This is a genomic window from Cedecea neteri, assembly GCF_000757825.1.
GTDB lineage: Bacteria > Pseudomonadota > Gammaproteobacteria > Enterobacterales > Enterobacteriaceae > Cedecea > Cedecea selenatireducens.
On the sequence record NZ_CP009451.1, the window covers coordinates 2,304,317 to 2,328,677 of the forward strand.

The 24,361-nt window shown below is 55.4% G+C and carries 22 protein-coding genes; 8 read left to right on the top strand and 14 right to left on the bottom strand.

Features of this window, described 5'->3' with window-relative positions; translation table 11 throughout:
- Positions 1-55 precede the first annotated feature (55 nt).
- Entirely contained in the window at positions 56-379 is a 324-nt protein-coding gene (gene soxS, locus JT31_RS10645; protein WP_038476622.1) for a superoxide response transcriptional regulator SoxS, read from the top strand.
- Here soxS and JT31_RS10650 read toward each other — a convergent pair.
- Positions 370-1,968 (bottom strand): EAL domain-containing protein, encoded by a 1,599-nt coding sequence (locus tag JT31_RS10650; RefSeq protein WP_038476625.1) that lies wholly within the window; start codon positions 1,966-1,968, stop codon positions 370-372. The genes soxS and JT31_RS10650 overlap by 10 nt on opposite strands.
- 439 nt (positions 1,969-2,407) lie before the next feature.
- Here JT31_RS10650 and JT31_RS10655 point away from each other — a divergent pair, with 439 nt between their 5' ends.
- Positions 2,408-2,689 carry a YjcB family protein gene (locus JT31_RS10655; RefSeq protein ID WP_038476628.1) on the top strand — a complete coding sequence of 94 codons (282 nt, stop codon included), beginning with the start codon at positions 2,408-2,410 and terminating at the stop codon, positions 2,687-2,689.
- A gap of 55 nt (positions 2,690-2,744) precedes the next feature.
- On the opposite strand, the gene JT31_RS10660 is transcribed toward JT31_RS10655, so the two are convergent.
- The 4 genes from JT31_RS10660 to JT31_RS10675 all read right to left on the bottom strand — a co-directional run bounded on the left by JT31_RS10660 (position 2,745) and on the right by JT31_RS10675 (position 5,301).
- The gene (locus tag JT31_RS10660; protein ID WP_038476631.1) at positions 2,745-3,449 is read right to left on the bottom strand and encodes a substrate-binding domain-containing protein; all 705 of its coding nucleotides are present in this window, start codon (positions 3,447-3,449) and stop codon (positions 2,745-2,747) included.
- Complete coding sequence (locus tag JT31_RS10665; RefSeq protein ID WP_038476636.1) at positions 3,449-4,501, bottom strand: ABC transporter substrate-binding protein; 1,053 nt, start codon at positions 4,499-4,501, stop codon at positions 3,449-3,451. Before JT31_RS10665 ends, JT31_RS10660 begins: the two co-directional genes overlap by 1 nt.
- 80 nt (positions 4,502-4,581) lie before the next feature.
- The gene (locus JT31_RS10670) at positions 4,582-4,968 is read right to left on the bottom strand and encodes a tautomerase family protein (protein ID WP_038476639.1); all 387 of its coding nucleotides are present in this window, start codon (positions 4,966-4,968) and stop codon (positions 4,582-4,584) included.
- Positions 4,969-5,301, bottom strand: coding sequence for a carboxymuconolactone decarboxylase family protein (locus tag JT31_RS10675; RefSeq protein ID WP_052048994.1), 333 nt, complete (start codon positions 5,299-5,301; stop codon positions 4,969-4,971).
- Between the two features lie 104 nt (positions 5,302-5,405).
- On the opposite strand from JT31_RS10675, the gene JT31_RS10680 reads away from it, so the two are divergent.
- From JT31_RS10680 to JT31_RS10690, 3 genes are all read left to right on the top strand, one after another.
- Entirely contained in the window at positions 5,406-6,266 is an 861-nt protein-coding gene (locus tag JT31_RS10680) for a LysR substrate-binding domain-containing protein (protein WP_038476642.1), read from the top strand.
- A gap of 414 nt (positions 6,267-6,680) precedes the next feature.
- Positions 6,681-8,066, top strand: a complete 1,386-nt coding sequence (locus tag JT31_RS10685; protein ID WP_038476645.1) for a diaminobutyrate--2-oxoglutarate transaminase — start codon at positions 6,681-6,683, stop codon at positions 8,064-8,066.
- A gap of 14 nt (positions 8,067-8,080) precedes the next feature.
- Entirely contained in the window at positions 8,081-9,553 is a 1,473-nt protein-coding gene (locus JT31_RS10690) for a pyridoxal phosphate-dependent decarboxylase family protein (RefSeq protein WP_038476648.1), read from the top strand.
- 192 nt (positions 9,554-9,745) lie between these two features.
- Here the strand turns inward: JT31_RS10690 and JT31_RS10695 are convergent, their stop codons facing one another.
- A complete protein-coding gene (locus JT31_RS10695) occupies positions 9,746-10,681 on the bottom strand; it encodes an aromatic alcohol reductase (RefSeq protein ID WP_038476651.1) in 936 nt (311 codons plus the stop codon).
- Positions 10,682-10,825: 144 nt separating this feature from the next.
- Between JT31_RS10695 and JT31_RS10700 the strand changes: the two genes are divergently transcribed.
- Positions 10,826-11,728 carry a LysR family transcriptional regulator gene (locus tag JT31_RS10700; RefSeq protein ID WP_038476654.1) on the top strand — a complete coding sequence of 301 codons (903 nt, stop codon included), beginning with the start codon at positions 10,826-10,828 and terminating at the stop codon, positions 11,726-11,728.
- Between the two features lie 48 nt (positions 11,729-11,776).
- Here the strand turns inward: JT31_RS10700 and ssb1 are convergent, their stop codons facing one another.
- Positions 11,777-12,307, bottom strand: a complete 531-nt coding sequence (ssb1, locus tag JT31_RS10705; protein WP_038476657.1) for a single-stranded DNA-binding protein SSB1 — start codon at positions 12,305-12,307, stop codon at positions 11,777-11,779.
- Between the two features lie 235 nt (positions 12,308-12,542).
- Here ssb1 and uvrA point away from each other — a divergent pair, with 235 nt between their 5' ends.
- Positions 12,543-15,374 (top strand): excinuclease ABC subunit UvrA, encoded by a 2,832-nt coding sequence (gene uvrA / locus JT31_RS10710; protein ID WP_038476660.1) that lies wholly within the window; start codon positions 12,543-12,545, stop codon positions 15,372-15,374.
- On the opposite strand, the gene JT31_RS10715 is transcribed toward uvrA, so the two are convergent.
- The 5 genes from JT31_RS10715 to dnaB form a co-directional block, all read right to left on the bottom strand.
- Positions 15,375-15,728, bottom strand: a complete 354-nt coding sequence (locus JT31_RS10715) for an MmcQ/YjbR family DNA-binding protein (RefSeq protein ID WP_038476663.1) — start codon at positions 15,726-15,728, stop codon at positions 15,375-15,377.
- A 140-nt stretch (positions 15,729-15,868) separates the two neighbouring features.
- Complete coding sequence (gene aphA / locus JT31_RS10720; RefSeq protein ID WP_038476667.1) at positions 15,869-16,582, bottom strand: acid phosphatase AphA; 714 nt, start codon at positions 16,580-16,582, stop codon at positions 15,869-15,871.
- A gap of 216 nt (positions 16,583-16,798) precedes the next feature.
- Complete coding sequence (tyrB, locus tag JT31_RS10725; RefSeq protein WP_038476670.1) at positions 16,799-17,992, bottom strand: aromatic amino acid transaminase; 1,194 nt, start codon at positions 17,990-17,992, stop codon at positions 16,799-16,801.
- Between the two features lie 58 nt (positions 17,993-18,050).
- Positions 18,051-19,130 (bottom strand): alanine racemase, encoded by a 1,080-nt coding sequence (gene alr, locus JT31_RS10730; protein ID WP_038476673.1) that lies wholly within the window; start codon positions 19,128-19,130, stop codon positions 18,051-18,053.
- 92 nt (positions 19,131-19,222) lie between these two features.
- A complete protein-coding gene (dnaB, locus tag JT31_RS10735) occupies positions 19,223-20,629 on the bottom strand; it encodes a replicative DNA helicase (RefSeq protein WP_038476676.1) in 1,407 nt (468 codons plus the stop codon).
- 79 nt (positions 20,630-20,708) lie between these two features.
- Here dnaB and JT31_RS10740 point away from each other — a divergent pair, with 79 nt between their 5' ends.
- On the top strand, positions 20,709-21,692 hold the full coding sequence (locus tag JT31_RS10740) for a quinone oxidoreductase (protein ID WP_038476679.1): 984 nt from the start codon (positions 20,709-20,711) through the stop codon (positions 21,690-21,692).
- A 209-nt stretch (positions 21,693-21,901) separates the two neighbouring features.
- Here the strand turns inward: JT31_RS10740 and dusA are convergent, their stop codons facing one another.
- Both dusA and JT31_RS10750 read right to left on the bottom strand, forming a co-directional pair.
- Positions 21,902-22,906, bottom strand: coding sequence for a tRNA dihydrouridine(20/20a) synthase DusA (dusA, locus tag JT31_RS10745; protein ID WP_038476682.1), 1,005 nt, complete (start codon positions 22,904-22,906; stop codon positions 21,902-21,904).
- Between the two features lie 85 nt (positions 22,907-22,991).
- On the bottom strand, positions 22,992-24,299 hold the full coding sequence (locus JT31_RS10750; RefSeq protein ID WP_038476685.1) for a conjugal transfer protein TraF: 1,308 nt from the start codon (positions 24,297-24,299) through the stop codon (positions 22,992-22,994).
- Positions 24,300-24,361: the final 62 nt, after the last annotated feature.

The following is a 24,361-nucleotide window of genomic DNA, read 5'->3' on the forward strand; positions in this document are numbered from 1 at the left end:
GAGGAATTATACTCCGGCTCAACGAAACAAGCTAACCCGGAAATGAGGACGACTCATGGCTCACCAGGACATCATTTATACGTTGACTGAATGGATTGATGAACATATTGACCAGCCGCTGAACATCGACGTGGTGGCAAAAAAATCTGGTTATTCAAAATGGTACTTACAGCGCATGTTCCGTACCGTGATGCACCAAACGCTGGGCGACTATATCCGCCAGCGCCGTCTGTTGATGGCCGCCACGGCGCTGCGCACCACCCAGCGCCCTATTTTTGATATTGCGATGGACTACGGCTACGTCTCACAGCAGACCTTCTCCCGCGTGTTCCGCCGTGAGTTTGACCGCACGCCAACGGATTACCGCCATCAGGCTTGAATACCCGGTGCCGAAGCAAGGTTGATACCGCCTGGCGTATACAGCCAGGCGATAAATTCCTGCGGCGGCAGCGCTTTCGCGAAATACCAGCCCTGACAGTACTCCACGCCGTGATCGACCAGCCAGGCCACCTGTGCTTCGGTTTCGACCCCTTCGGCAATCGTCGTCAGGTTCAGGCTGTGGGCAATTTCAATTATGTGCTCCACCAGCAAATGGCTGGCTCGTTCGCTGGCGAGGGAATCAATAAAGCTTTTGTCGATTTTTAGAATATCGACGTTAAGGTACTGCAGGTTATGCAGATTCGAATAACCCGTGCCGAAGTCATCGATTGCAACCTTAAAGCCTGCGTTGCGGAATTCCTGAATAACCGGTCTGGTTTTTTCAACATCTATAAACCCTCGTTCGGTGACCTCGATTTTTATCTGCCCTGGCCGAATGTTATAGGTTTTAATTCGTTCGGAAAGTACGGTTATTAAGCGCGAGGAGTGGAAGTCGGATGCCGAAAGATTAATCGAAATATAAAGTCCCGGATGGTCGGCAAGAAATTCGCCAAAATCTTTAAATACGGCATCAACAACATAGTCAGATATTTTGTGAATCAGACCTTCAGATTCTGCCAGCGGAATAAACGTCCCAGGGCTGATGGTTTGCCCGTTAAAATTTACCCACCGCAGCAGCGCTTCTGCCCCCACGCAATAGCCGTTTTGAATATCAATAATGGGCTGATAGTGAAGTTTTAGCTGCTTTCTGGCCAGCGCCCTTAATAGCATGCGGCGCGGTGAATTTAACTGCTGACGGGTACGGGACCACATCATTAAAATCAGCAGGCTGCAAATAACGCCGAGCGGAAGCGTAAGAGTAAGCTGGTGATACCACTGGCGATTAAACAGCGTTTCGGAGGTTGAAACAATCACCGCAATCGGCCTTTTAGCCGACTGGTCGATGGTGTAAAAGCGGTCATCCTGAGTAAACGCTTTCTCTTTGCGCAGAATAAAACGATGCAGCAGATCGCTGTCAGCGCCGGGGCTCAAAGAGAAAAAGCTGCGGGTCACCGTGTCGTATACGCCGTAAATCAGTGAGTCATCTTCGGATAACACTTCTGACCAGCTCAGCGGGTTAATCACCGCCATATAATTCCCGCGTTGCATATAGGTCATTTTATGCCCGGCATAAAACGGCGTATCCAGATAATAATAAATGGCGACGTCCGGTTTGCGGGTATAAGAAGGCAGCGGAGCAGGCAGCGATTTTAAAGGCTTGTAGCTGGTAGAGCACAGCATCTTATCGCCCCGGATGTAAATTAAATCCGCGACGAATAGTTTACCACGCACGATATCCAGCATATTTGCCATATGCTTAGGGCTGCATATTTCCCCTGAAAAACGTTCTGCTTCGCTGCGGGCCTCATTAACATGGCTGATGACAATTTCCGTTTTTTCCATCACCAGTTTGCCGAAAGAGTGCAGATGCTGCTGGGTGTCGCTGGTTGCGCGCACGTGGGCAAAATAGATCGCCAGCATTATCGGCAGGCAAACCATCAGGACAAAACCTGAGGTACGCAATACCTTAAGATAAACTCGTCTCACCATGATGCTCACATGACCCTGCTTTTATGCGCCTGTTTATGCCTTAAAGGAACAACCTGATGACCGCCGATTACGTTGCATCATAAAGCAGGCTTTAGCAATAGCCTTCAGCCGTTAACTCCATGGAAATTAATTTGCGCAACAATGAGATAAGATTAACCGGGATGCCGTTTAGCTTAAGATTTCACCCACCGCACTAATATGAGTTTTTCTGGGGTTAAAGCAGCAGGGAATGATTATTTAAACGAAATTGTGGTAAACGTCAGATAAACAAAATGTTCACACCTCCTGCCAGCCATTTCGCCTAAAAAACACCGCTCGCCGCCCCAGCAAAGCGGGCAAAAAACCACCACAAAGCTGGCGATTTAACGCGCAAAAGTGATAGACTTCACATTATAAGTGCAACAAAAAACCAAATTGCAGCTTTTGAGGAATAAGGTTCATGGCAACAATCACCACCGGCGTTATTTTGATGCGCTGGCCGCTGCTCAGCGCGGTTTTGATGTTTTTGGCAAGCAGTTTAAATATTCAGTTCCGCCGGTCAGACTCCCGCGCATTGGCCTTTATTTGCAGTGGGTTAGGTGTTGCCGCGTCGTGCTGGTTCGCCATGGGGCTGCTTGGCCTGACGATCGGGGACTTCCCTGTCATCTGGGATTCGTTTAAAACGGGGCTGGTCGACATTATTGCCAGAATGCCGCCCGAATGGCCGACCATGATGCCTTAACGGGCAGAAGCATAAAAATAACCGCCCTTTATCGGCGGTTTTTTGTTTTCAGGCTTCAGGCGCCAAAACCGTATAGCATCAGCAACTTCCGCGCGGTGCTCGAGGTCAGATAAGCCTGCAACGGCTCCGCTCGTGCATCGCACAACGCCAGCCCGTAATCGGCCTGAATATTGTAGTCAGACGGGATCTCAAATACCCGCAGCTCCCGGTGAGACTTCAGCGCTGCAGCGTAGCTGCGATAGCCAATCATCAGCTCGGCCTGCCCGCCAGAAATAACCCACTGCGCGGCGAGCATACCGTCAGGCACTGCCTGCGTGCCCGGCCCGCCAACCAGCCGCAGAGCCCTCGAGCGCAATGCGATGCCAAATTCAGCTTCTAATCTGGCAAAAAGCTGCCAGGTATAATCCCCGGAAGGGTCGCTCCCCGGCGTGGACGTGCCGATGCGCAACGCGGGATTGCTTAACAGCGTTAGCCAGCTGCTTTGCGCATCAACACAGTGCGCCGCCGCCGTCAGGCAGAGCGTATTTCCGGCAAACCGCTGAACCGCCAGCGCTTTACCCTGCGCCAGCAGCGTCTGAGGGTGCGCCATGTTCGCCGAAGCAAACAGAGCGCAGTTTTCACCGGCTTCAATACGCGATCTCAGCATCCCCGCAGGGGCAAATTGCGTTTCCGTTAAGATACCGGTTTGCCGTTCGAACTCCGCCATTAGCGGCGGCCAGACCCGCCGCAGGCTTCCAGCCGCCAGCACCTGCAAAGGCATTACTCCACCCCTTCATAATGCGTACGGTAAAAGCGCTGATACCAGCTGTCGGCCACTTTCTTCATATCGATATCTTTGAATCTGGCCGGATAAAGCTTTTTCGCCATCCACAGTTCACCGATGGCCATCGCTTCCGGCATCGGGTAGCCCCAGGCCTTGGCGTATTCTGGCATCAGCCAGACCTGATGGTTTTTCACCGCATCGATCGGTTGCCACTCGGGCTTGTGGACGATCTCATCCACCACTTTCGGATAACGATCCTGCACGAAGATCGCCTGCGGATCCCAGGCGATCACCTGCTCCATCGACACCTGCTTGAAGCCTTTTACGGTTGATGCCGCCACGTTTAGCGCGCCCGCGTGAGCCATCATCAGGCCGGTATATTTCCCGGATCCGTAGGTCGTCAGATCGGGGTTAGCCATGTAGGCGCGCACGCGCTGGCTCTCCGGGATATCTTTCAGGCGGTCGCTAACCAGCTTGCGCCCGGCAAAGGTGGCATCGATCAGCGCCTTCGCCTGCTTCTCTTTATTAACCACTTCGCCAATCAGCTCGATGCCCTCTTTCAGGCCAAGATTGTAGGCCTGCTCTTCATCGCCCATAGAAGGGTTTAGCTTGTCCTGCTCGCCCGCCGCATCGTGACGCAGCGAAATGGCGATAACCGGAATGCCAAGCTTGCTGATGCCGTCGATCATCTCTTTTGGCGCGTAGTTGGTCACAAACACCGCCTGAGGATGCAGCGCCACCAGCTTCTCGGTGTCCACGCTGGTTAAATCCCCCAGTTGGGCTTTGTGCTCAAGCTCCGGCGCCAGGCGAGCATAGCCGCTGCCAAGCTGCTGCTTCCAGTTGGCAAGAATGCCGACCACTTTGTCGGTGGCGTTCATTTGTACCAGCAGATTGAGCGTCTGATGCTGGAGCACCACCACGCGGTCAACCTCATCGGGGAGAGTGACCTGGCGGCCAAGCTGGTCAGTGATGGTGCGGTTCGCCAACGCGGCGAGCGGAGAAAGTACTAACAGGACGCCTAACGTCAGGCGGCGGGTAAATAGGTTCACGGTGGGAGTCCTTATGATCGTTGTGTATAAAAATATACAACGATGACTCCCCCGCGCCCAGCGATTTTAAGGGGTAGGAACTATTCCCGGTGCAGGCTGGCAACACCTCCACCAAACGACCAGTCTTCAGAAGAATTGTGGCGAATCACCACCATCACGTCGTTGGGATGAATGCCGGGAGCCGCCGCCAGCTTTTCAGTGAGGGTTTGGTAGAAACGCTTTTTCGTCTCAATACTCCGCGGCTTACCCGCCGTTATCTCAATCAGCAGCCAATTATCGCTACGCGGCCCCGCCATATAATGGCGATCAAACCGCAGCGCCGACTTCTCTGACTCGTGAAAGACCTGAAACAGGTCGGCTGCCGGGACCTCAAAAGCCTCGACCAGCGCCTGCTGTACGCTGGACGAAACCGCGTCCAGGTACGCCTCGTTTTTGCCTTTAAGTAAAGTGAGGTGGAGAACCGGCATTTATTTTTCCTCCTGACTATCCGCGACTATTACTGCGTCCAGCACTTTTAAAGCGCTATGGGCGGCAGGCCAACCTGCGTAGAAGGCAAGATGGGTAATCAGTTCGCTTAATTCCTCGTGGGTTACGCCATGCTTGCCCGCCAGTTCGAAATGAATGGGGAGCTGCTCCAGCCGGTACAGCGCCAGCAGCGCCGCCACGGTAATCAGGCTACGCTCGCGTTTATTGAGCAGAGGCCTTTCCCAGATATCTTTAAATAACAGTTCGTTACTCATGCTGGCGAGTTTTGGCGCCCGACTCAAAACCCGTTGAATTTCATCTGATGTTTCGCTCATAGAGCCTCCTGAGTGATGTTGACAGCCTCAGCATACTCATCGAATATCATTCCAAAAATCAGATACTTTTTGACCAACCATCCCGTTTTTCAGGACTATCCTCAATGACCCACTTAGATCTCGATGTACTGCGGACTTTTGTTACCGGCATTACGCTGGGCAACTTTGCCCGTGCGGCCGAACGGCTGGGGCGATCGACGTCAGCCGTCAGCGCTCAGCTCAAGAAACTTGAAGAGCAGGTCGGCACGCCCGTGGTCAAAAAAGCGGGTCGGGGCCTGGCGCTGACGCCAGCAGGCGAAATTGTCCTGAGCTACGCCAAACGTCTGCTGGAGCTGAATGACGCGGCGATGGCGGCGATCGTCGGCACGCCATTGAGTGGGCATGTGCGCGTCGGTTTTCAGGAGGACTTTGGTGAAGGCATATTGACTGAGATCCTCGGCTCATTTAGCCGGGCTCATCCCGCGGTGATGGTTGAGGCACGCATCGCACGAAATGCAGAGCTGGAGTCTGCGGTAGGTCATTCGCAGCTGGATATGGCCTTGTTTTGGCAAACGCCGTCGGCTCCCGTAGAGAATGAAATAGGTAAAATTCCGCTGCACTGGATAGGTTCCGCAGCACGGATGGAAGACTGTATCGTCCAGGGTGAACCGCTACCTTTAGTGACTTTTGATACGCCCTGTATTCTGCGAAGTCGTGCTATTGAAACCTTAGATGCTGCGGGACTCCCCTGGAGAATAGCCTTTACCAGCAGCAGCCTGAACGGCCTTTGGGCGGCAGCACGAGCCGGGTTAGGCGTGACGCCACGCACGCTGGTAGGGAAACCTGCTGACCTGACAACTCTCCGCTCGCTCCCTTCGCTGCCGCCCCTGGGTATTTGCCTGCAACGATCTTCACCGGCACCTAACCCGGTTCTGGATTTTCTGGCGACCATTATTGAAGAACAGGTGATGGCTTTTTGCCGTTAAAGCCCCCGGCAACGGCCTGCTTATGCACAAAAAGTGAAACCCCTGTTGCCAATGAATGTCCCGGAGTAATTTTTTGTTGTTAATTATTTCTAATCCGCGAAATCTGGTCTGTCCAGACCGTTTCAATACGCCAAATTAGGCCTTTAACGGGACTTTTTTTCCTGCCATTGCCAATAGTTAAGAGATCGGATGTCTGGATACCGGTCAAAAGCATCTCCAATACATTGATTTTAAATTAAAAAAATCGGAAAAAATTAATCGTTGAGCGGGGGGGTAAAAAGCCATATATTGGCGGCGTTTTATGCACCCTAAACGACATTTATACTCTGGATAATTCGAGTTTCAACTTGAAGCATGACGAGTATGTTTACTTAATTCAGCCGCTGCGCTCATGCCGACGGTTGTAGGAGAGATATGATGACGGATAAAGTCCGTATTGATACTTTAGATGCACAATCTGCAAACGCTACCAACGAAACCTATTTGGCACGACAGGCTGAATTCGAATCGAATGTCAGAAGTTACCCGCGCAAATTACCGTTCGCTATAGCCAAAGCCCAGGGCGCCTGGATCATCGACGTTGAAGGTCACCGTTACCTTGACTGTCTGGCCGGTGCGGGCACGTTGGCGCTTGGCCACAACCACCCTGACATCCTGCAAAGCATCCAAAACGTCATTACCAGCGGCTTGCCGTTACATACTTTGGATCTGACTACCCCGTTAAAAGACGAGTTCTCAGAATACCTGCTCTCTTTACTGCCGAGCCAGGGTAAAGAATATTGCCTGCAGTTCTGCGGCCCATCCGGCGCGGACGCGGTAGAAGCCGCTATCAAGCTGGCGAAGAAACACACCGGCCGCAGCGCCGTTATCAGCTTCTCCGGCGGCTACCACGGGATGACCCACGGCGCGCTGTCCGTGACCGGCAACCTGTCTCCGAAAGTGGCCATCAATGGCCTGATGCCGGAAGTGCAGTTCATGCCTTACCCGCACGAGTACCGCTGCCCGCTGGGCATTGGCGGTGACGCTGGCGTGAAGGCGCTGACCTACTACTTCGACAACCTGATCAACGACGTTGAGAGCGGCGTGCGCAAACCTGCGGCCGTGATCCTCGAAGCCGTACAGGGCGAAGGCGGCGTGAACCCGGCGCCTGCCGAGTGGCTGCAGCGCATCCGTAAAGTGACCAAAGAGCACGGCATCGTGCTGATCATCGATGAAGTTCAGGCTGGCTTTGCCCGTACCGGCAAGCTGTTCGCCTACGAACACGCTGGCATTGAGCCAGACATCATCGTGATGTCCAAAGCCGTTGGCGGCGGCCTGCCGCTGGCCGTGCTGGGCCTGAGAAAAGAGATCGATGCCTGGGAACCAGGTCACCACACCGGCACCTTCCGCGGCAACCAGCTGGCGATGGCTACCGGCCTGACCACCCTCAAGTACCTGAAAGACAACAACGTCGCTGACAAAGTTGCCGCTCAGGGCGAATGGCTGAAAGGCAAACTGATCGCGCTGCAGAAACGCTACCCGGCTATCGGCCACGTTCGCGGCCTGGGCCTGATGCTCGGCATTGAGATCGTGAAGCCAGACGAGGCGCAGGATCATATGGGTTGCTACCCTGCGGACGGCGCGCTGTCTGCCCTGATCCAGAAAAAATGCTTCGAAGCGGGCCTGATTCTGGAGCGCGGTGGCCGTAACGGCTGCGTGCTACGCCTGCTGCCGTCCCTGCTTATCAGCGACGACGAGCTGGAAATTTTCCTGAGCAAATTTGAAAAAGCCTTGTTAGCCGCTGGCGCAAAAGCTGTCTGACTGGAGTAAAAAATATGTCCCGATCTAACCCGATTCTGGCCTCCTCTGCGCAGAGCATTGAGGAATACCAGCAGGCGATCGCCCAGACCAGCCAGGCCGTAGTGGAATGGCTGCAGCAGCCCCAGATGTACAAGGGCAAAACCGTCGCCGAGCTGAAAGAACGTATTCAGCTCGACTTCAATCCACAGGGCCTGGGCAACCAGGCTGCGATTGAACGCGCGATTGAGTATTTCTTAAAAGACAGCCTGCTGGTGCATCACCCGCAGTGCGTGGCGCACCTTCACTGCCCAAGCCTGGTGGTTAGCCAGGCCGCGGAAGTGCTGATCAACGCCACCAACCAGAGCATGGACTCCTGGGATCAAAGCCCGTCGGCAACCATCATCGAGATGAAGCTGATCGAATGGCTGCGCGCGCAGGTTGGCTACCCGGCTGGCGACGCGGGCGTGTTCACCAGCGGCGGAACCCAGAGTAACCTGATGGGCCTGATGCTGGCGCGTGACGCTTACTTTGCGCGTCAGGGCCACTCCGTCCAGCAGGACGGTCTGACCGGCGATATCCGCAAAATCCGGGTGCTGTGCTCTGAAAATGCCCACTTCTCCGTGCAGAAAAACATGGCGCTGATGGGCATGGGCTACCAGTCAGTCACGCTGGTGAAAACCGATGAGTTCGCCCGCATGGACGTCAACGACCTGGCGGCTAAAATCGCCCAGGCGAAGGCGAACGGCGAGCAGATCATGGCTATCGTCGCCACTGCCGGTACGACCGACGCTGGCGCTATCGACCCGCTGAGCGACATCGCGAAGCTGGCCGCTGCGCACCAGATTTGGGTACACGTTGATGCAGCCTGGGGCGGCGCGCTGCTGCTGTCCGAGAAGTATCGCGATTACCTGAACGGCCTGGAGCTGGTGGATTCCGTTACCCTGGACTTCCACAAGCAGTTCTTCCAGACCATCAGCTGCGGCGCGTTCCTGCTGAAAGACGCTCGCCACTACGAGCTGATGCGCTACCAGGCGGCCTACCTGAACTCCGAGTTCGACGAAGAGCAAGGCGTGCCAAACCTGGTGTCCAAGTCGCTGCAGACCACCCGCCGCTTTGATGCACTGAAGCTGTGGATGGGTCTGGAAGCGCTGGGCCAGAAACAGTACGCCGAAATCATCGATCACGGTGTGACCATGGCGAAGAACGTGGCCGCCTATGTGGCTGACCACGCTTCTCTGGAGCTGGTGATGCAGCCTCAGCTGGCGAGCGTGCTGTTCCGCTTCCGTCCGGCAAGCCTGGCTGGCCGCAGCGATGCGGAAATCGCACTGCTGAACCAGAAAATTGGCGATGCGCTGCTGGAGTCCGGCCGCGCGAACGTCGGCGTGACCGAGCATAACGGCGTCACCTGCCTGAAGCTGACCCTGCTGAACCCAACCGTTACCCTGGAGGACGTCAAAGTCCTGCTGGCGTTGGTTGAGAAAACCGCAGAGCCGCTGCTGAACGCGTAATTTTTTACGTATGAAGAAAAGCCGGTCGCGAACCTTCGCCACCGGCTTTTTTATTGCCTTTAGTTCACCAGCCTGAGCTGCCGACGCAGAGCCGCCTGTGCCTCATCACTAATGGATTCAGGGAACGGGATAATGTGCTCGGGGCGCAGAACGCCATCAATTTTGTCTTTCATTGCCTGACCTGTACTTAATTTATTCCTTCAGATGCAACTGCAGCCAGTGCGCCACATCCTGAACCGGGATTTTTTTACTGAAGTTATAGGTTTTTTCCATCGGCCACCAGACACCTTCGCCGCGCGCAAAAGCGGTACGATAGCGCAGCATGACGTCATCAGGATGGCGACTAAGCCCGGCCTGTAAGTACGGCAGGCTCAGGACAGCTTTGCTAAATGATTTGCCGCTGGTGCGCTCGACAATCTCTGCCAGTCTGCCATAGGTGAGCGTTTCGCTGGCGATAAACACCACCTGGTTAGCCACGCGAGGCTGTTCAAGATAAATGGCGGCCGTAAGTCGGCCAATATCTTCCGGCGAGGTGACGGTAACCTGAGTTTCCCAGCCACCCAGCGCGTTGACGGTTTGCTTATCCAGATTGACCACATCAAACGCTGGCTCAAACAGGAAGCTGGTGAACATCCCGGTGGAGACTATCACCCATTCGGTCACGCTCTGGCTTCGCAGCAGCGTTCTGACATCGTGCTGTTCGTCCCATACCGGCTGCCCGCTACCTTTGCCTACCACATCGTAATCGACGCCAAACTGCCACGGGAAATAGCGGCTGACGCCTGCCTGAATCACCGCGCGGGTAATTTTAAGCTGCGTACCTTCGCCTGCGACAAACCCCATGCAGTTGATGACGGTGTCGAATTGCTGGAACAGCGGCACCAAAGCGTCGCTCTCGCTGGTCGCGATATCCAGAGCGATAAAATCGATCCCGGCTTCGGCATACTTTTTATGACGCGGCGAAACCGGCCGTCCATGCTCATTGAGAGATCCCGGCGACACGCTGGCGGTTATAGCCCTTCCCAAACCCAAGACGGCTGGCTGCAGCGCATCCAGAATTGCCGCGCCCAGTTGTCCCACGCCCAGCACCAATATCTTTTCACCTGCCTTCTCAGTAATGATATTCATATCACTCTCGCTCCCCTTTACTTGCAGCAGAATTGCTACATTATTGGACAGTCTACCGGCGTGATTAAGGAGCGATAAGCCGCCCTGACCAGGTTAGACTGTTCGCAAAAATGGGATAATTTTGCCGAATTGACGGAGGATTCAATGGATAAGCTGGAAGCCATGCGGGTCTACCGCCACGTGGTTGAAACGCAAAGTTTCGCCAGAGCTGCCGAGCTACTCGGACTACCGAGATCAACCGTCTCCCGCATGATTAAAGATCTTGAAAACTATCTGGCGGTGCAGCTGCTTCAACGTACGACGAGGAAATTAAGCGTCACGACCGACGGCCAGAACTATTACGCCGAATGTAAAAAAATCCTCGGTGATATAGCCGCCCTAGAATCCTCCTTCCCCGGAAAAACCGGGCAGCCGCGAGGGCGCTTTAAGATTGGTATGCCGCAGTCGCTGGCCCGACATTGTATTTTGCCGGAAATACAGAGCTTTATGGCACGCTACCCTGAACTGGAACTGGTGCTTTGCTCAAGCGATCGGGTTACTGATTTAGTGCAGGAGGGATTTGACTGCGTTATTCGGGCGGGTGCGGTAGAGGATTCCACCACGCTGGTTGCCCGCCAGATCGCGCGCTTCAGGTGGTCGGTACTGGCTTCCGGGCAATACATATCTCAATTCGGAACGCCTAAGACCTTAGAGGATTTGCAACATCATCACGCCGTGGGCTACCTCTCCCACGCCACCGGCAAAACAAGCGAATGGCATTTTGATCGGCAAGGCCGTGACGTATCCGTAAGAATGAAAGAGACGCTGGTTGTGGATGATACCGACGCCTATATCCAGGCCGGCCTTCAGGGTATGGGGTTAATTCGTGTGGCCAGCTACCTGGTGAGTGATTATTTATCCTCCGGGGTGTTAATTTCCTGCCTGGAAGAGTACGCCGTCGATATGCCGCTGTTTCTGGTTTACCCGCAAAGCCGCCATGTTTCCCCGGCGGTACGGGCGTTTTATGACTGGAGTAAAGCCACCCTGACTAGGCACTACGCGCAATAAAAAAGCTCCCAAAGGGAGCTTTTTCGCTTTAGCTACGAACGGACATTATCAGAACGGGATGTCGTCGTCGAAGTCCATTGGTGGTTCGTTAGATGGCGCTGGCGCGCTCTGCTGCTGCGGACGAGCCTGCGCGCCGCCGCTGAACTGGTTGCCGCCCTGTGGCTGCTGAGGCTGACCCCAGCTGCCCTGCTGCTGGCCGCCGTTGCCGCCTGCCGGTGCACCGCCGCCCTGACGGCCGCCGAGCATCTGCATGGTGCCGCCAACGTTAACCACGACTTCGGTGGTGTATTTTTCTACGCCAGCCTGGTCGGTCCATTTACGGGTTTGCAGTGCGCCTTCGATGTAAACCTGAGAGCCTTTACGCAGGTATTCGCCGGCCACTTCTGCCAGTTTGCCGAACAGCACTACGCGGTGCCACTCGGTTTTTTCTTTGGTTTCGCCGGTTTGCTTATCACGCCAGGACTCTGACGTGGCCAGTGTAATGTTGGCAACTGCGCCACCATTTGGCATATAGCGTACTTCCGGGTCCTGACCCAGATTCCCAACGAGAATCACCTTGTTTACGCCTCTGCTGGCCATGTTCGTGTCTCCTGAAACGGTTTTAAATAGTCTAAACCGGGGATTCTACACTATGCCACCCACAATGTTTATAGCTGCGAGGGACATTCCAGAATCTCGGCTAAGTATAGCTCGTTTCATTAAAACACTGGATATTCATTCAGGTTTTATTGTGTCATAATTAGCCGTTTCTGGCCGTCGGTTGTACCTCTACATACATACCAGGCGCATGCAGTCATTATTCCGGGAAAGGTGAATGGATAAGATCGAAGTTCGGGGCGCCCGCACCCACAATCTCAAAAATATCAATCTCGTCATCCCGCGCGACAAACTGATTGTTGTCACCGGGCTTTCGGGTTCAGGCAAATCCTCACTGGCATTCGATACCCTTTACGCAGAAGGGCAACGCCGTTACGTTGAGTCCCTCTCCGCCTATGCGCGCCAGTTCCTGTCGCTGATGGAGAAGCCGGATGTCGACCATATCGAAGGGTTGTCGCCCGCGATTTCTATTGAACAGAAATCCACATCCCATAACCCGCGTTCCACCGTCGGCACCATCACGGAAATTCATGACTACCTGCGTCTGCTTTACGCCCGCGTAGGCGAACCGCGCTGCCCGGATCACGACATCCCGCTCGCGGCGCAAACCGTCAGCCAGATGGTGGATAACGTGCTGGCGCAGCCGGAAGGCAAACGCCTGATGCTGCTCGCGCCGATCATTAAAGATCGCAAAGGCGAGCACGCTAAAACGCTGGAAAACCTCGCCAGCCAGGGCTATATCCGCGCGCGTATCGACGGCGAAGTTTGCGACCTGTCCGATCCGCCCAAGCTTGAGCTGCAGAAGAAGCACACCATTGAAGTGGTCGTGGATCGCTTTAAAGTGCGCGAAGATATCGCCCAGCGCCTGGCCGAGTCGTTTGAAACCGCGCTGGAGCTGTCCGGCGGCTCTGCCGTTGTCGCCGATATGGACGATGAAAAAGCGGAAGAGCTGCTGTTCTCCGCCAACTTTGCCTGCCCGGTTTGCGGCTACAGCATGCGCGAGCTGGAACCTCGTCTGTTTTCCTTTAACAACCCGGCCGGCGCCTGCCCAACCTGTGACGGCCTGGGCGTTCAGCAGTATTTCGATCCAGATCGCGTGGTACAAAACGGTGAGCTGTCGCTGGCCGGCGGGGCAATTCGCGGCTGGGATCGCCGTAACTTCTATTACTTCACCATGCTACGCTCGCTGGCCGAACACTATAAGTTTGACGTGGAATCTCCATGGAACGAGCTGAGCGACACGGTGAAGAAAGTGGTGCTGCACGGTTCCGGCAAAGAAACTATCGAATTCAAGTACATGAACGATCGCGGTGACACTTCCGTGCGCCGCCATCCGTTCGAAGGCGTGCTGCACAACATGGAGCGCCGCTACAAAGAGACGGAATCTTCCGCCGTTCGTGAAGAGCTGGCGAAGTTCATCAGCAACCGTCCTTGCACCAGCTGCGAAGGCACCCGTCTGCGCCGCGAAGCCCGCCACGTGTTTGTCGAAAACACCGCGCTGCCGACCATCTCTGACATGAGCATCGGCCATGCGATGGAATTCTTCCAGAACATGAAGCTGAGCGGCCAGCGCGCGCAAATCGCGGAAAAAGTGTTGAAAGAGATCGGCGACCGCCTGAAGTTCCTGGTGAACGTCGGCCTGAACTATCTTTCTCTCTCCCGCTCGGCAGAAACCCTGTCCGGCGGCGAAGCCCAGCGTATTCGCCTGGCAAGCCAGATTGGCGCCGGGCTGGTCGGCGTGATGTACGTGCTGGATGAGCCGTCTATCGGCCTGCACCAGCGCGATAACGAACGCCTGCTGGAAACCCTGATTCACCTGCGTAACCTCGGCAACACGGTGATTGTGGTAGAGCACGACGAAGACGCCATTCGCGCCGCCGACCATATTATCGATATTGGCCCTGGCGCGGGCGTTCACGGCGGCCAGGTGGTCGCGGAAGGCACCATGAAGGACATTATTGCGGTGCCGGAGTCCCTGACCGGGCAGTTCCTGAGCGGCAAACGCGAAATTGCGGTGCCGAAACAGCGCGTTGCCGCCGATCCGTCAAAAGTGCTCAAGCTCTCCGGTGCGAAAGGTAACAACCTGAAGGACGTCACGCTGACGCTGCCAGTGGGACTGTTTACCTGTATTACCGGGGTTTCCGGATCCGGGAAATCGACGCTGATCAACGATACGCTGTTCCCGATTGCCCAGCGCCAGCTGAACGGCGCCACTATCGCAGAACCTGCACCGTACCGCGACGTTCAGGGTCTGGAGCATTTCGATAAGGTTATCGATATTGACCAGAGCCCGATTGGCCGTACGCCACGATCCAACCCGGCTACCTACACCGGCGTGTTTACGCCAGTGCGTGAGCTGTTTGCAGGCGTACCGGAAGCGCGTTCACGCGGCTATACGCCGGGGCGCTTTAGCTTCAACGTTCGCGGCGGACGCTGCGAAGCCTGCCAGGGCGACGGCGTCATCAAAGTCGAAATGCACTTCCTGCCGGATATCTACGTGCCGTGCGACCAGTGCAAAGGCAAACGCTATAACCGTGAAACGCTGGAGATTAAGTACAAAGGCAAAAGCATTCACGAAGTGCTGGATATGACGATTGAAGACGCGCGTGAGTTCTTCGACGCCGTGCCGGCGCTGGCGCGCAAGCTGCAAACGCTGATCGACGTGGGCCTGTCCTACATCCGTCTTGGCCAGTCAGCCACCACGCTGTCGGGCGGTGAAGCGCAGCGCGTTAAGCTGGCGCGTGAGCTGTCCAAGCGCGGCACCGGCCAGACGCTGTATATCCTCGACGAGCCGACCACCGGCCTGCACTTTGCGGACATTCAGCAACTGCTGGAAGTGCTGCATCAGCTCAGGGATCAGGGCAACACCATCGTGGTGATTGAACACAACCTCGACGTGATTAAAACCGCAGACTGGATTGTGGATCTGGGTCCTGAAGGCGGCAGCGGCGGCGGCGAGATTCTGGTCTCCGGCACGCCGGAAACCGTCGCAAGCTGTGAAGCATCCCATACCGCGCGGTTCCTCAAACCGTTGCTGAAGCTGAAATAGTCAAACCGATAATTGCTGCCTGACCTGCTCAGGCAGCAATGTCACCGCCTGCTGATACGAAGCATCCACCAGATAGTAAATTTGCGAACCGGGCAGCGAGCCGTCCAGGTATAGCGTGCTCCAGTGCGTCTTATTCAAATGGGCGCTGGGGAACACATCCTGATGCTGCTGGCGCAGAAGCTCTGCCAGGTCTGGCGTCGCCTTGAGGGAGACCGCCGGGCGCTGATTCTCCGCATGCACCATCGCAAACAGCACATCGCCGACTTTGATTTGTGTTGCCTTCCAGTCGCTATGCACGCTCTGCTCTGCGCCTGGTTTCTTCATGCAGTACTCTAGAAGTTCCGAATTCGTCATCTCGATTTCCTCGTCCTGATAGTCTGGCCGGAAGCATTCGCGGCAGGATTAAGTGTGCGCCAAAAGCGCATAATCGACGAGGAAAATTGATTAAAAAAACGGCAGTTAATTTGCGTTAACTGCCGTGTTTGATACCGGGATTAATACTCGGAGTTGACGATGACTTCTTCGCCAAACGAGCCTGCTTTTGGCAGCGGCTGATAGCTGGAGTTCGAGGCTCGCAGGATGCGGATCCCGCGCGCGCCAACGTCCTGCGCGGCGGTAATGTCGTTATCGGAGTCGCCGTAGAAGATTTTGATTTTCTTATCTTTCAGCCACTGCGTTTTGGTGTTCTGGCCTTCTTTATCCCCGGCAAAAATCACCGGATTTACGCTCGGCTCTGGGATCAGGAAGTCGTTTTGCAGGGTTTTGGTGACGGTTTCGGTTTTGGTCTGGCTACGCCCGGTGACAAAGTAAACGCTGTCGCCACGTTTGAGGTGCATGGTGATCAGGCTCTTCGCCACCTCTTTTGGCATGCTGAAGTCGTCCCAGCCGTTGTTCATTTTTTCCCAGAACGCGGGATTTTTCAGGTAATCCTGTTTGCCCGGTGAGAACTCTTTTTGCCCGCGGTAAAAGCCAGGGCTGGAAAACAGTACGGTATCGTCAATATCAAAGCCAACCGCGATAGGTTCACGGCCAAGCAGGCTGTTTTCAATTTGTGCCACGGAGACCCAGTGGATTGGCATCTGCTGCGCCAGCTGAGCAACGGTGACGCCAGGGTTAAGCGGAGCGGGTGCGGATTCAGTTGCCAGCGCGGCATGATTAAGGCCTACCAGCAGGCAGGCGGCACTGAGTGCCAGGGCGATCTTACGCATTGTTTTCCCTTTTGTTTTCTGTTTTTAATCGTTGTTTAAATGAGCAGCCTTGCCATAAAACATTCCGACCATACCCGCCGGGGACCGATCTACAAAGGTTTTTTTCAGTTTAATGTCGCAGAAAACAGGCAGAGTCACAGAATGGCGGTGTGATTTCCTCTCCCTGCCGGGAGAGGAAAAAGGGAACGTTAAAAATCAAATATTGTTAGTGAGCACTTACATTACAGCAGCAAACGCCTGCGCCACGCGCTGGACGTTGCCGTGGTTAAGCCCAGCCACGCAGATACGGCCGCTGGCCAGCAGGTAAACGCCAAACTCATCGCGCAGGCGGTCGGCCTGAGCTGCGCTTAGCCCGGTGTAGCTAAACATGCCGCGCTGTTTCAGCAGGTAGTCAAAATTACGCCCCGGCACGGCTTTGGTCAGTACTTCCACCAGCACCTGACGCATTTCCAGAATACGCACGCGCATGGTTTCTACTTCGGCCAGCCAGCTGGCTTTCAGCTTCTCGTCGTTCAGGACGGTGGCCACAACCTGCGCACCAAAGCACGGTGGGCTGGAGTAGTTCCGGCGCACGGTGGCTTTCAGCTGACCCAGCACACGCCCTGCGGCGTCGCTATCTTCGCAAACCACGGAGAGCCCGCCAACGCGTTCTCCATACAGGGAGAAGATTTTAGAGAAGGAGTTGCTCACCAGCATTGGCTGGCCGGATGTGGCGATAGCGCGGATTGCATAAGCATCCTGCTCCATGCCGGCGCCAAAGCCCTGATAGGCGATGTCGAGGAACGGAATCAGGTTGCGAGCTTTAAGGATTTCTACCACCGCGTCCCACTGGCTGTCGATCAGGTCTGAGCCGGTTGGGTTGTGGCAGCAAGGGTGCAGCAGCACGATGCTGTGCTCAGGCAGCGTATTCAGTTTTTCCAGCAGCGCATCAAAACGAACGCCGTTGGTTTCGCTGTCGAACCACGGATAGGTGTTAACGGTGAAGCCCGCACCTTCAAAGATGGCGACGTGGTTTTCCCAGGTTGGGTCGCTGACCCACACCTGCGAATCCGGGAAATAAGTTTTCAGGAAGTCAGCGCCGATTTTTAGGGCACCGGAACCGCCAAGGGTCTGTACGGTCGCAATACGTCCTTCCACCAGCGCCGGATGATTGGCGCCAAACAGCAGCGGTGCAATCGCGCTGCGGTAGCCGTTCAGGCCTTCCATCGGTAAATAGAGAGAGGCGCCATGCGGCTGCGAGTTCAGGCGAGCTTCCGCTTCCGCGACGGCCTGTAACTGCGGGATAACCCCGTCTTCATTGTAATAGAGGCCGATGCTGAGGTTTACCTTGTCGCTGCGCGGATCGACTTTAAAGCGTTCCATGAGGGAAAGGATCGGGTCGCCAGCATAGGCGTCAACTTTTTGAAACACGGTGAGGTTCTCCTGGTTTACAGTTCGCGGATTTCCACTGTAAACCAGGCGAGGACACTCAGTCCAGATACTTCATGGTCACCCTTGAAGTCAGGCGAGTGATAAGTTCGTAAGCACTTACATTTGAGTATTCAGCAATGCGCTCGACCGGCAGCCCGTCTCCCCAAAGTACCGCGCTATCGCCCGGTTTTTCAGCGGCATCAGGCCCCAAATCGACGCAAATCATGTCCATGGCGACGCGTCCAACAATCGGTACTTCCCGGCCATTGACCAGCACCGGCGTCCCCGACGGCGCGCTGCGCGGATAACCGTCGCCGTAGCCCATCGCCACCACGCCGAGGCAGGTGTCACGCCCGGCAATCCAGGTGCCGCCGTAGCCGACCGGCTCACCGGCTTTATGACCGCGAACCGCTATCAGGCTTGAGGTCAGGGACATGACGGGCTGGAAGCCAAAATCCTCGCCCCACGGCTTTTGCTCCAGCGGAGAAACGCCGTACAGAATGATGCCCGGACGAACCCAGTCCATGTGCGAATCAGGCCACAGAAGAATACCGCCCGAGGCGGCAATGGAACGCTGCCCCGGCTTGCCTGCGGTAAAGGAATTGAAGATATCGAGCTGACGCGGCGTGGCGTCGGATTCCCGCTCATCGGCACGCGCAAAGTGGCTCACCACGTTCACCGGCTGGCTCACGTTTTTGCAGGCAGCCAGGCGCTGATAGAACGCTTCTGCGTCTTCCGGACGCACGCCGAGGCGATGCATCCCGGTGTCCAGCTTCATCCAGACGGTAACAGGCTGGCTCAGTTCGGCCTGCTCAAGCGCTTCCAGCTGTTGGATGCTGTGGATTGCCGTTTGAAGATTCTGAGTGGCAATAACGGGCAGGTCTTCAGCATTGAAGAACCCTTCCAGCAGCAGAAGCGGCTTGGTGATACCGCCCTCTCGCAGGCGCAGGGCCTCTTCGAGTCGGGCCACGCCAAACGCATCGGCGTTTTCTAAGGTGCGGGCGGTCTCCAGCAGACCATGCCCATAGGCGTTTGCTTTCACGACTGCCACCATGCGACTGTTCGGGGCCAGTTCGCGCAGGCGTTGCAGATTGTGTCGCAGAGCGCGGCGGTTAATCACGACGGTTGCCGCTTGCATGTTCGTTCCTTGCTCAATGTTTGGATTAAATTGTGCCAATCCTCTTAATCATTCAGGTCACAGCAGGGCGGCTTGAAGGATGACGAGGATTTTTATTCTTCGTCGTACTGCGGCCCGGTGTAGTTGTCAAAGCGCGACCACTGGCCGTTAAAGGTCAGGCGCACGGTGCCAATGGGGCCGTTACGCTGCTTACCGATAATGATTTCCGCGATACCTTTCAGGTCGCTGTTCTCGTGGTAAACCTCGTCGCGGTAAATAAACATGATCAAGTCGGCATCCTGCTCGATGGAGCCGGATTCACGCAGGTCGGAGTTAACCGGGCGTTTTTCAGCACGTTGCTCCAGGGAGCGGTTAAGCTGCGACAGCGCCACAACTGGTACCTGAAGTTCTTTCGCCAGCGCCTTGAGCGAGCGAGAAATCTCGGCGATTTCAAGCGTACGGTTGTCGGACAGGGACGGCACCCGCATAAGCTGCAGGTAGTCGATCATGATAAGGCTCAGGCCTTCATGCTCGCGATAAATACGGCGGGCGCGGGAGCGAACTTCGGTCGGCGTCAGGCCGGAGGAGTCGTCAATATACATGTTGCGCTTCTCCAGCAGGATACCCATGGTACTGGAGATACGCGCCCAGTCCTCGTCGTCCAGCTGGCCGGTACGAATTTTAGTCTGATCGACGCGAGACATGGAGGCCAGTATACGCATCATGATCTGCTCGCCGGGCATCTCAAGGCTGAAGATCAGCACCGGTTTGTCCTGCGTCATGGCGGCGTTTTCACACAGGTTCATCGCAAAGGTGGTTTTACCCATCGACGGACGAGCCGCCACGATTATCAGGTCGGAGCGCTGGAGGCCAGCGGTCTTCTTGTTCAGATCCTGGTAACCGGTATCCACGCCCGTGACGCCGTCGTGCGGCGTCTGGTAGAGGGACTCAATACGCGACACCGTGGCTTCAAGAATCTGGTCGATACTTTTCGGACCTTCGTCTTTGTTGGCACGGTTTTCCGCAATCTGGAAGACGCGGGACTCGGCGAGATCCAGCAAATCTTCACTGTTACGTCCCTGCGGGTCGTAGCCGGCATCGGCGATTTCATTGGCAACAGCAATCATTTCACGCACAACTGCACGTTCGCGCACGATATCGGCATAAGCGCTGATGTTCGCCGCACTTGGCGTGTTTTTAGAAAGCTCTGCGAGATAAGCAAAACCACCGACGCTCTCGAGCTGCCCCTGAAGTTCCAGAGATTCTGAAAGCGTAATCAGGTCGATGGGTTTGCTCATTTCGAGCAGACGCTGCATTTCGGTGAAGATCATGCGGTGCGGACGGCTGAAGAAGTCGTTAGCAACCACGCGCTCGGCGACGTTGTCCCAGCGTTCGTTATCCAGCATTAAACCGCCCAACACCGACTGCTCCGCCTCGAGCGAGTGCGGCGGCATCTTCAGCCCTTCTACCTGACGGTCGCGGGGTTCTTTCGGTTTGTTGAAGGGTTTATTTCCTGCCATAGTGAGGGAGCTACCAAATTCATAGTGAGAGACCGGGAAGTATAACCATTCTTGTCACTCTTCGACACAAGGAGTTTCCATGGCAACGCGCATCGAATTTAGCCAACACGGCGGGCCAGAAGTACTGAAAGCCGTTGAGTTTACGCCGAAAGATCCGGCAGAAAACGAAGTTCAGGTTGAGAACAAGGCTATTGGTATTAACTACATTGATACCTATATCCGCAGCGGGCTCTACCCGCCTCCGGCGCTACCGAGCGGGCTGGGCACCGAAGCCGCCGGCGTTATCAGCAAGGTCGGCAGCGGCGTCACTCACCTGAAAGTGGGCGATCGCGTTGTTTACGCGCAATCCGGTCTCGGCGCTTACAGCAGCGTACACAATGCGCCAGCCGATAAGGTCGCAAAACTCCCGGACGCAATCTCCTTCGAGCAGGCCGCGGCCTCGTTCCTGAAAGGGCTGACCGTGTTTTACCTGCTGCGTAAAACCTACGAAGTCAAAGCGAATGAAATTTTCCTGTTCCATGCGGCGGCCGGTGGTGTGGGCTTGATCGCCTGCCAGTGGGCGAAAGCGCTTGGAGCAAAACTGATTGGCACCGTGGGCTCGGCACAAAAAGCCGATCGCGCCCAGCAGGCTGGCGCCTGGCAGACCATTAACTATCAGCATGAAAACATCTCTGAGCGCGTCAAAGAGCTAACCGGCGGCAAGAAAGTTGCGGTGGTTTATGACTCGGTAGGGAAAGAGACCTGGGAAGCTTCGCTCGATTGCCTGCAGCGCCGTGGGCTGATGGTGAGCTTTGGCAACTCTTCCGGGCCGGTGACCGGCGTGAACCTGGGCATTCTGAACCAGAAAGGTTCGCTTTATGTGACGCGCCCTTCTCTTAATGGCTATCTCACCACCCGAGCGGAGTTCGATGAGGCCTGCAACGAGCTGTTTTCGCTGATCGCCAGCGGCGCAATAAAGGTGGATGTTGAAGAGAACCAGAAGTTTGCGCTTAAGGACGCGGTGCTCGCCCATAAGACGCTGGAAAGCCGGGCGACGCAGGGTTCAAGTTTGTTGATCCCATAACTGATTGAAATTCCGGAAAGAATTAGGGCTTCCCGTAGGAAGCCCTTTCTTTTTTTGTTCGTGCCGTATGTAGGGTACAGCGCGATGAATTCTTGTTACTGCCAAAGGATATTCGCAGATTTAATAAGTAAATGAAATGACGCTGCCGGGTTTAAGTTCAGGCTTGTGATCTGCTCCTCAATACCTAAATTATCCCGGCGGCTTTACGGCTAAAGCTGGCGTTTATCGGCCACCAAAGACAGCGCATGTTCAACCACGTCAATGCCTGCCCCGGCTTTATGGGCGTTCTCACTTAAGTAGCGACGCCACTGTCGCGCCCCAGGAATGCCCTGGAACAGGCCGAGCATATGGCGAGTGACATGGCCCAGATAAGTCCCGTTCGCCAGCTCGCGTTCAATGTACGGGTACATCGCACGCACTACGGCGACAGAGTCGCTGTCCACCACATCAGCCCCGAAAATCTCACGATCGACCGTGGTCAGCAGGCCTGGGTTTTGATAAGCCTCACGCCCGACCATCACGCCGTCCAGATGCTGAAGATGCGTTTTGGCTTCTTCCAGCGTTTTGATACCGCCGTTAATGGCCATCGTCAGATGCGGGAAATCGCGCTTGAGTTGATATACCCGCGGGTAATCCAGCGGCGGGATTTCACGGTTTTCTTTCGGGCTCAGGCCAGAAAGCCAGGCTTTACGCGCGTGGATGATGAACATCTCGCATTCGCCCTTACCTGCCACCGTGCCGATGAAATCGCAGAGAAATTCGTAGCTGTCCTGGTCATCAATGCCGATGCGGGTTTTCACCGTCACCGGAATAGAAACCACGTCGCGCATCGCTTTAATGCAGTCGGCAACCAGCTGTGCTTCGCCCATCAGGCAGGCACCAAAGCGCCCGTTCTGCACACGATCGGAAGGACAGCCAACGTTAAGATTGATTTCATCGTAACCGCGCGCTTCGGCAAGCTTCGCGCAATGTGCCAGCGCCTGCGGGTCACTTCCGCCCAGCTGCAGCGCAATCGGATGCTCATCTTCGCTATAGGCCAGATAGTCCCCTTTGCCGTGAATGATCGCCCCGGTGGTCACCATTTCGGTGTACAACAGCGTGTGGCGAGACAGCTGACGCAGGAAATAACGACAGTGGCGGTCGGTCCAGTCGAGCATCGGTGCAATGGAGAAGCGGTGCGGCTGGAAAGGAGTCTGGTTGCTTTGTGAGGACATACGTTTACGCAGGCTACGATTAAAAAAGGGTCGCTACTATAGCATAAAGCTGCGCCGGGGCATCAGGCTGCCCCGGCATTCAGCCTCAGAAGGCTACGCTCAGCTGTGCACCAGCGCCCCAGGTCTGATCCTGGCCATACAATCCCATCAAATCGACATTCACATGTTTACCCGCCGCGAAGCCCACGCCGCCGGTAAAGACGTTGCTGTCGTTATTTTTCACATCGGCGCGGTAACCGGCACGCAGCGCCAGCCATGACAGTGGCCTCACTTCGGCACCTACGCCAACGTACTGGGAATTAGCCTCGCTTTTGAAGCCTTTCGTTTCGGTCAAATCCCCATCGGCGCTCAGCGTCACCAGCTCGTTGTGCCAGGCCACGCCAGCGGTAACCAGCGGACTGATTTGATAAGTATCTTTGTAGTTGCGGACCTCACCGGTGCGCCCGTTAGTGATGCGGATATCTTTGGTGTCGATATCACGGGAAACCAGGTTCTGGCCGCTCAGGCCGACGGTCCAGTTTTCACCCAGATCCGCCGCAACGCCGGCATCGAGGTTAAATCCGGTGTCATCGTTACGGTACTGGCTGTTTTTCCAGTCTCCGCTGCGGTAGTCGTAAATGGAGGTGGTGTAGTTATAAAGCCAGGTTTTCTGCAGCTTTGGCGTGACGCCAACGGAGACCGGCACGCCCCCGACGTCAAACTTGTGGGCCAGCGCAATGCCGTAATCAGAAACGATAGCCGCACGCCCGGATGCGGTGGAGTTCAAGTTACGGGTGATACGGTCTGAGCCGTTTAGCGCCGCATCAATCGCTACGCTGCCCGCCACCAGGCTGGAATTCTGGATGCTGTGCAGATAATCGATATCATTTTGATCGATTGAGGAGCTGACCTTCGCACGAGCATAAGCCCTGGTGACAAAAGCCACTGAGAGTGTGTCATTTGGAATACTCACCGCAATACCCGCCGCGGCTTTGGCATGCGCCGTTTCACCTCGTAAATCTTCAAGCTCCCCGGCTAAATCCCCGGCCGCGCTACGGAACTGATTTAACGTACCGTTCGGATTTAAAAGAATATCTCGCGGCGTTAGCGATCCAATGGATTGTTTATAGTTATCAACTTTATCGTTGATATCATCTATGCGGTCCTGGAGGTTATCTTTATCCGTTATTTGTGCGCCAACCGTCGGCAGAATAACGGTAATATTGTCATCTGGCTGGGAGCGCGCTAATAGCGCCGGGTTGATTAATACGCCGCTGCCATAATTAGCAGAAGCTACGCCTGTTCCCCCCATCGCATCGTTACGCGCCTCGGACCAGGTTCCTGCCGCCCCGGCCTGATGGGCAATAAATAACGTTGCGGCGAGTGTCGCCACCGAAGATTTTATTTTATTCATTCACAGCACGCCTGTCTGATTGTCAGATGAAGTAATTCGCCCCTGACAGTTATGACTGAACA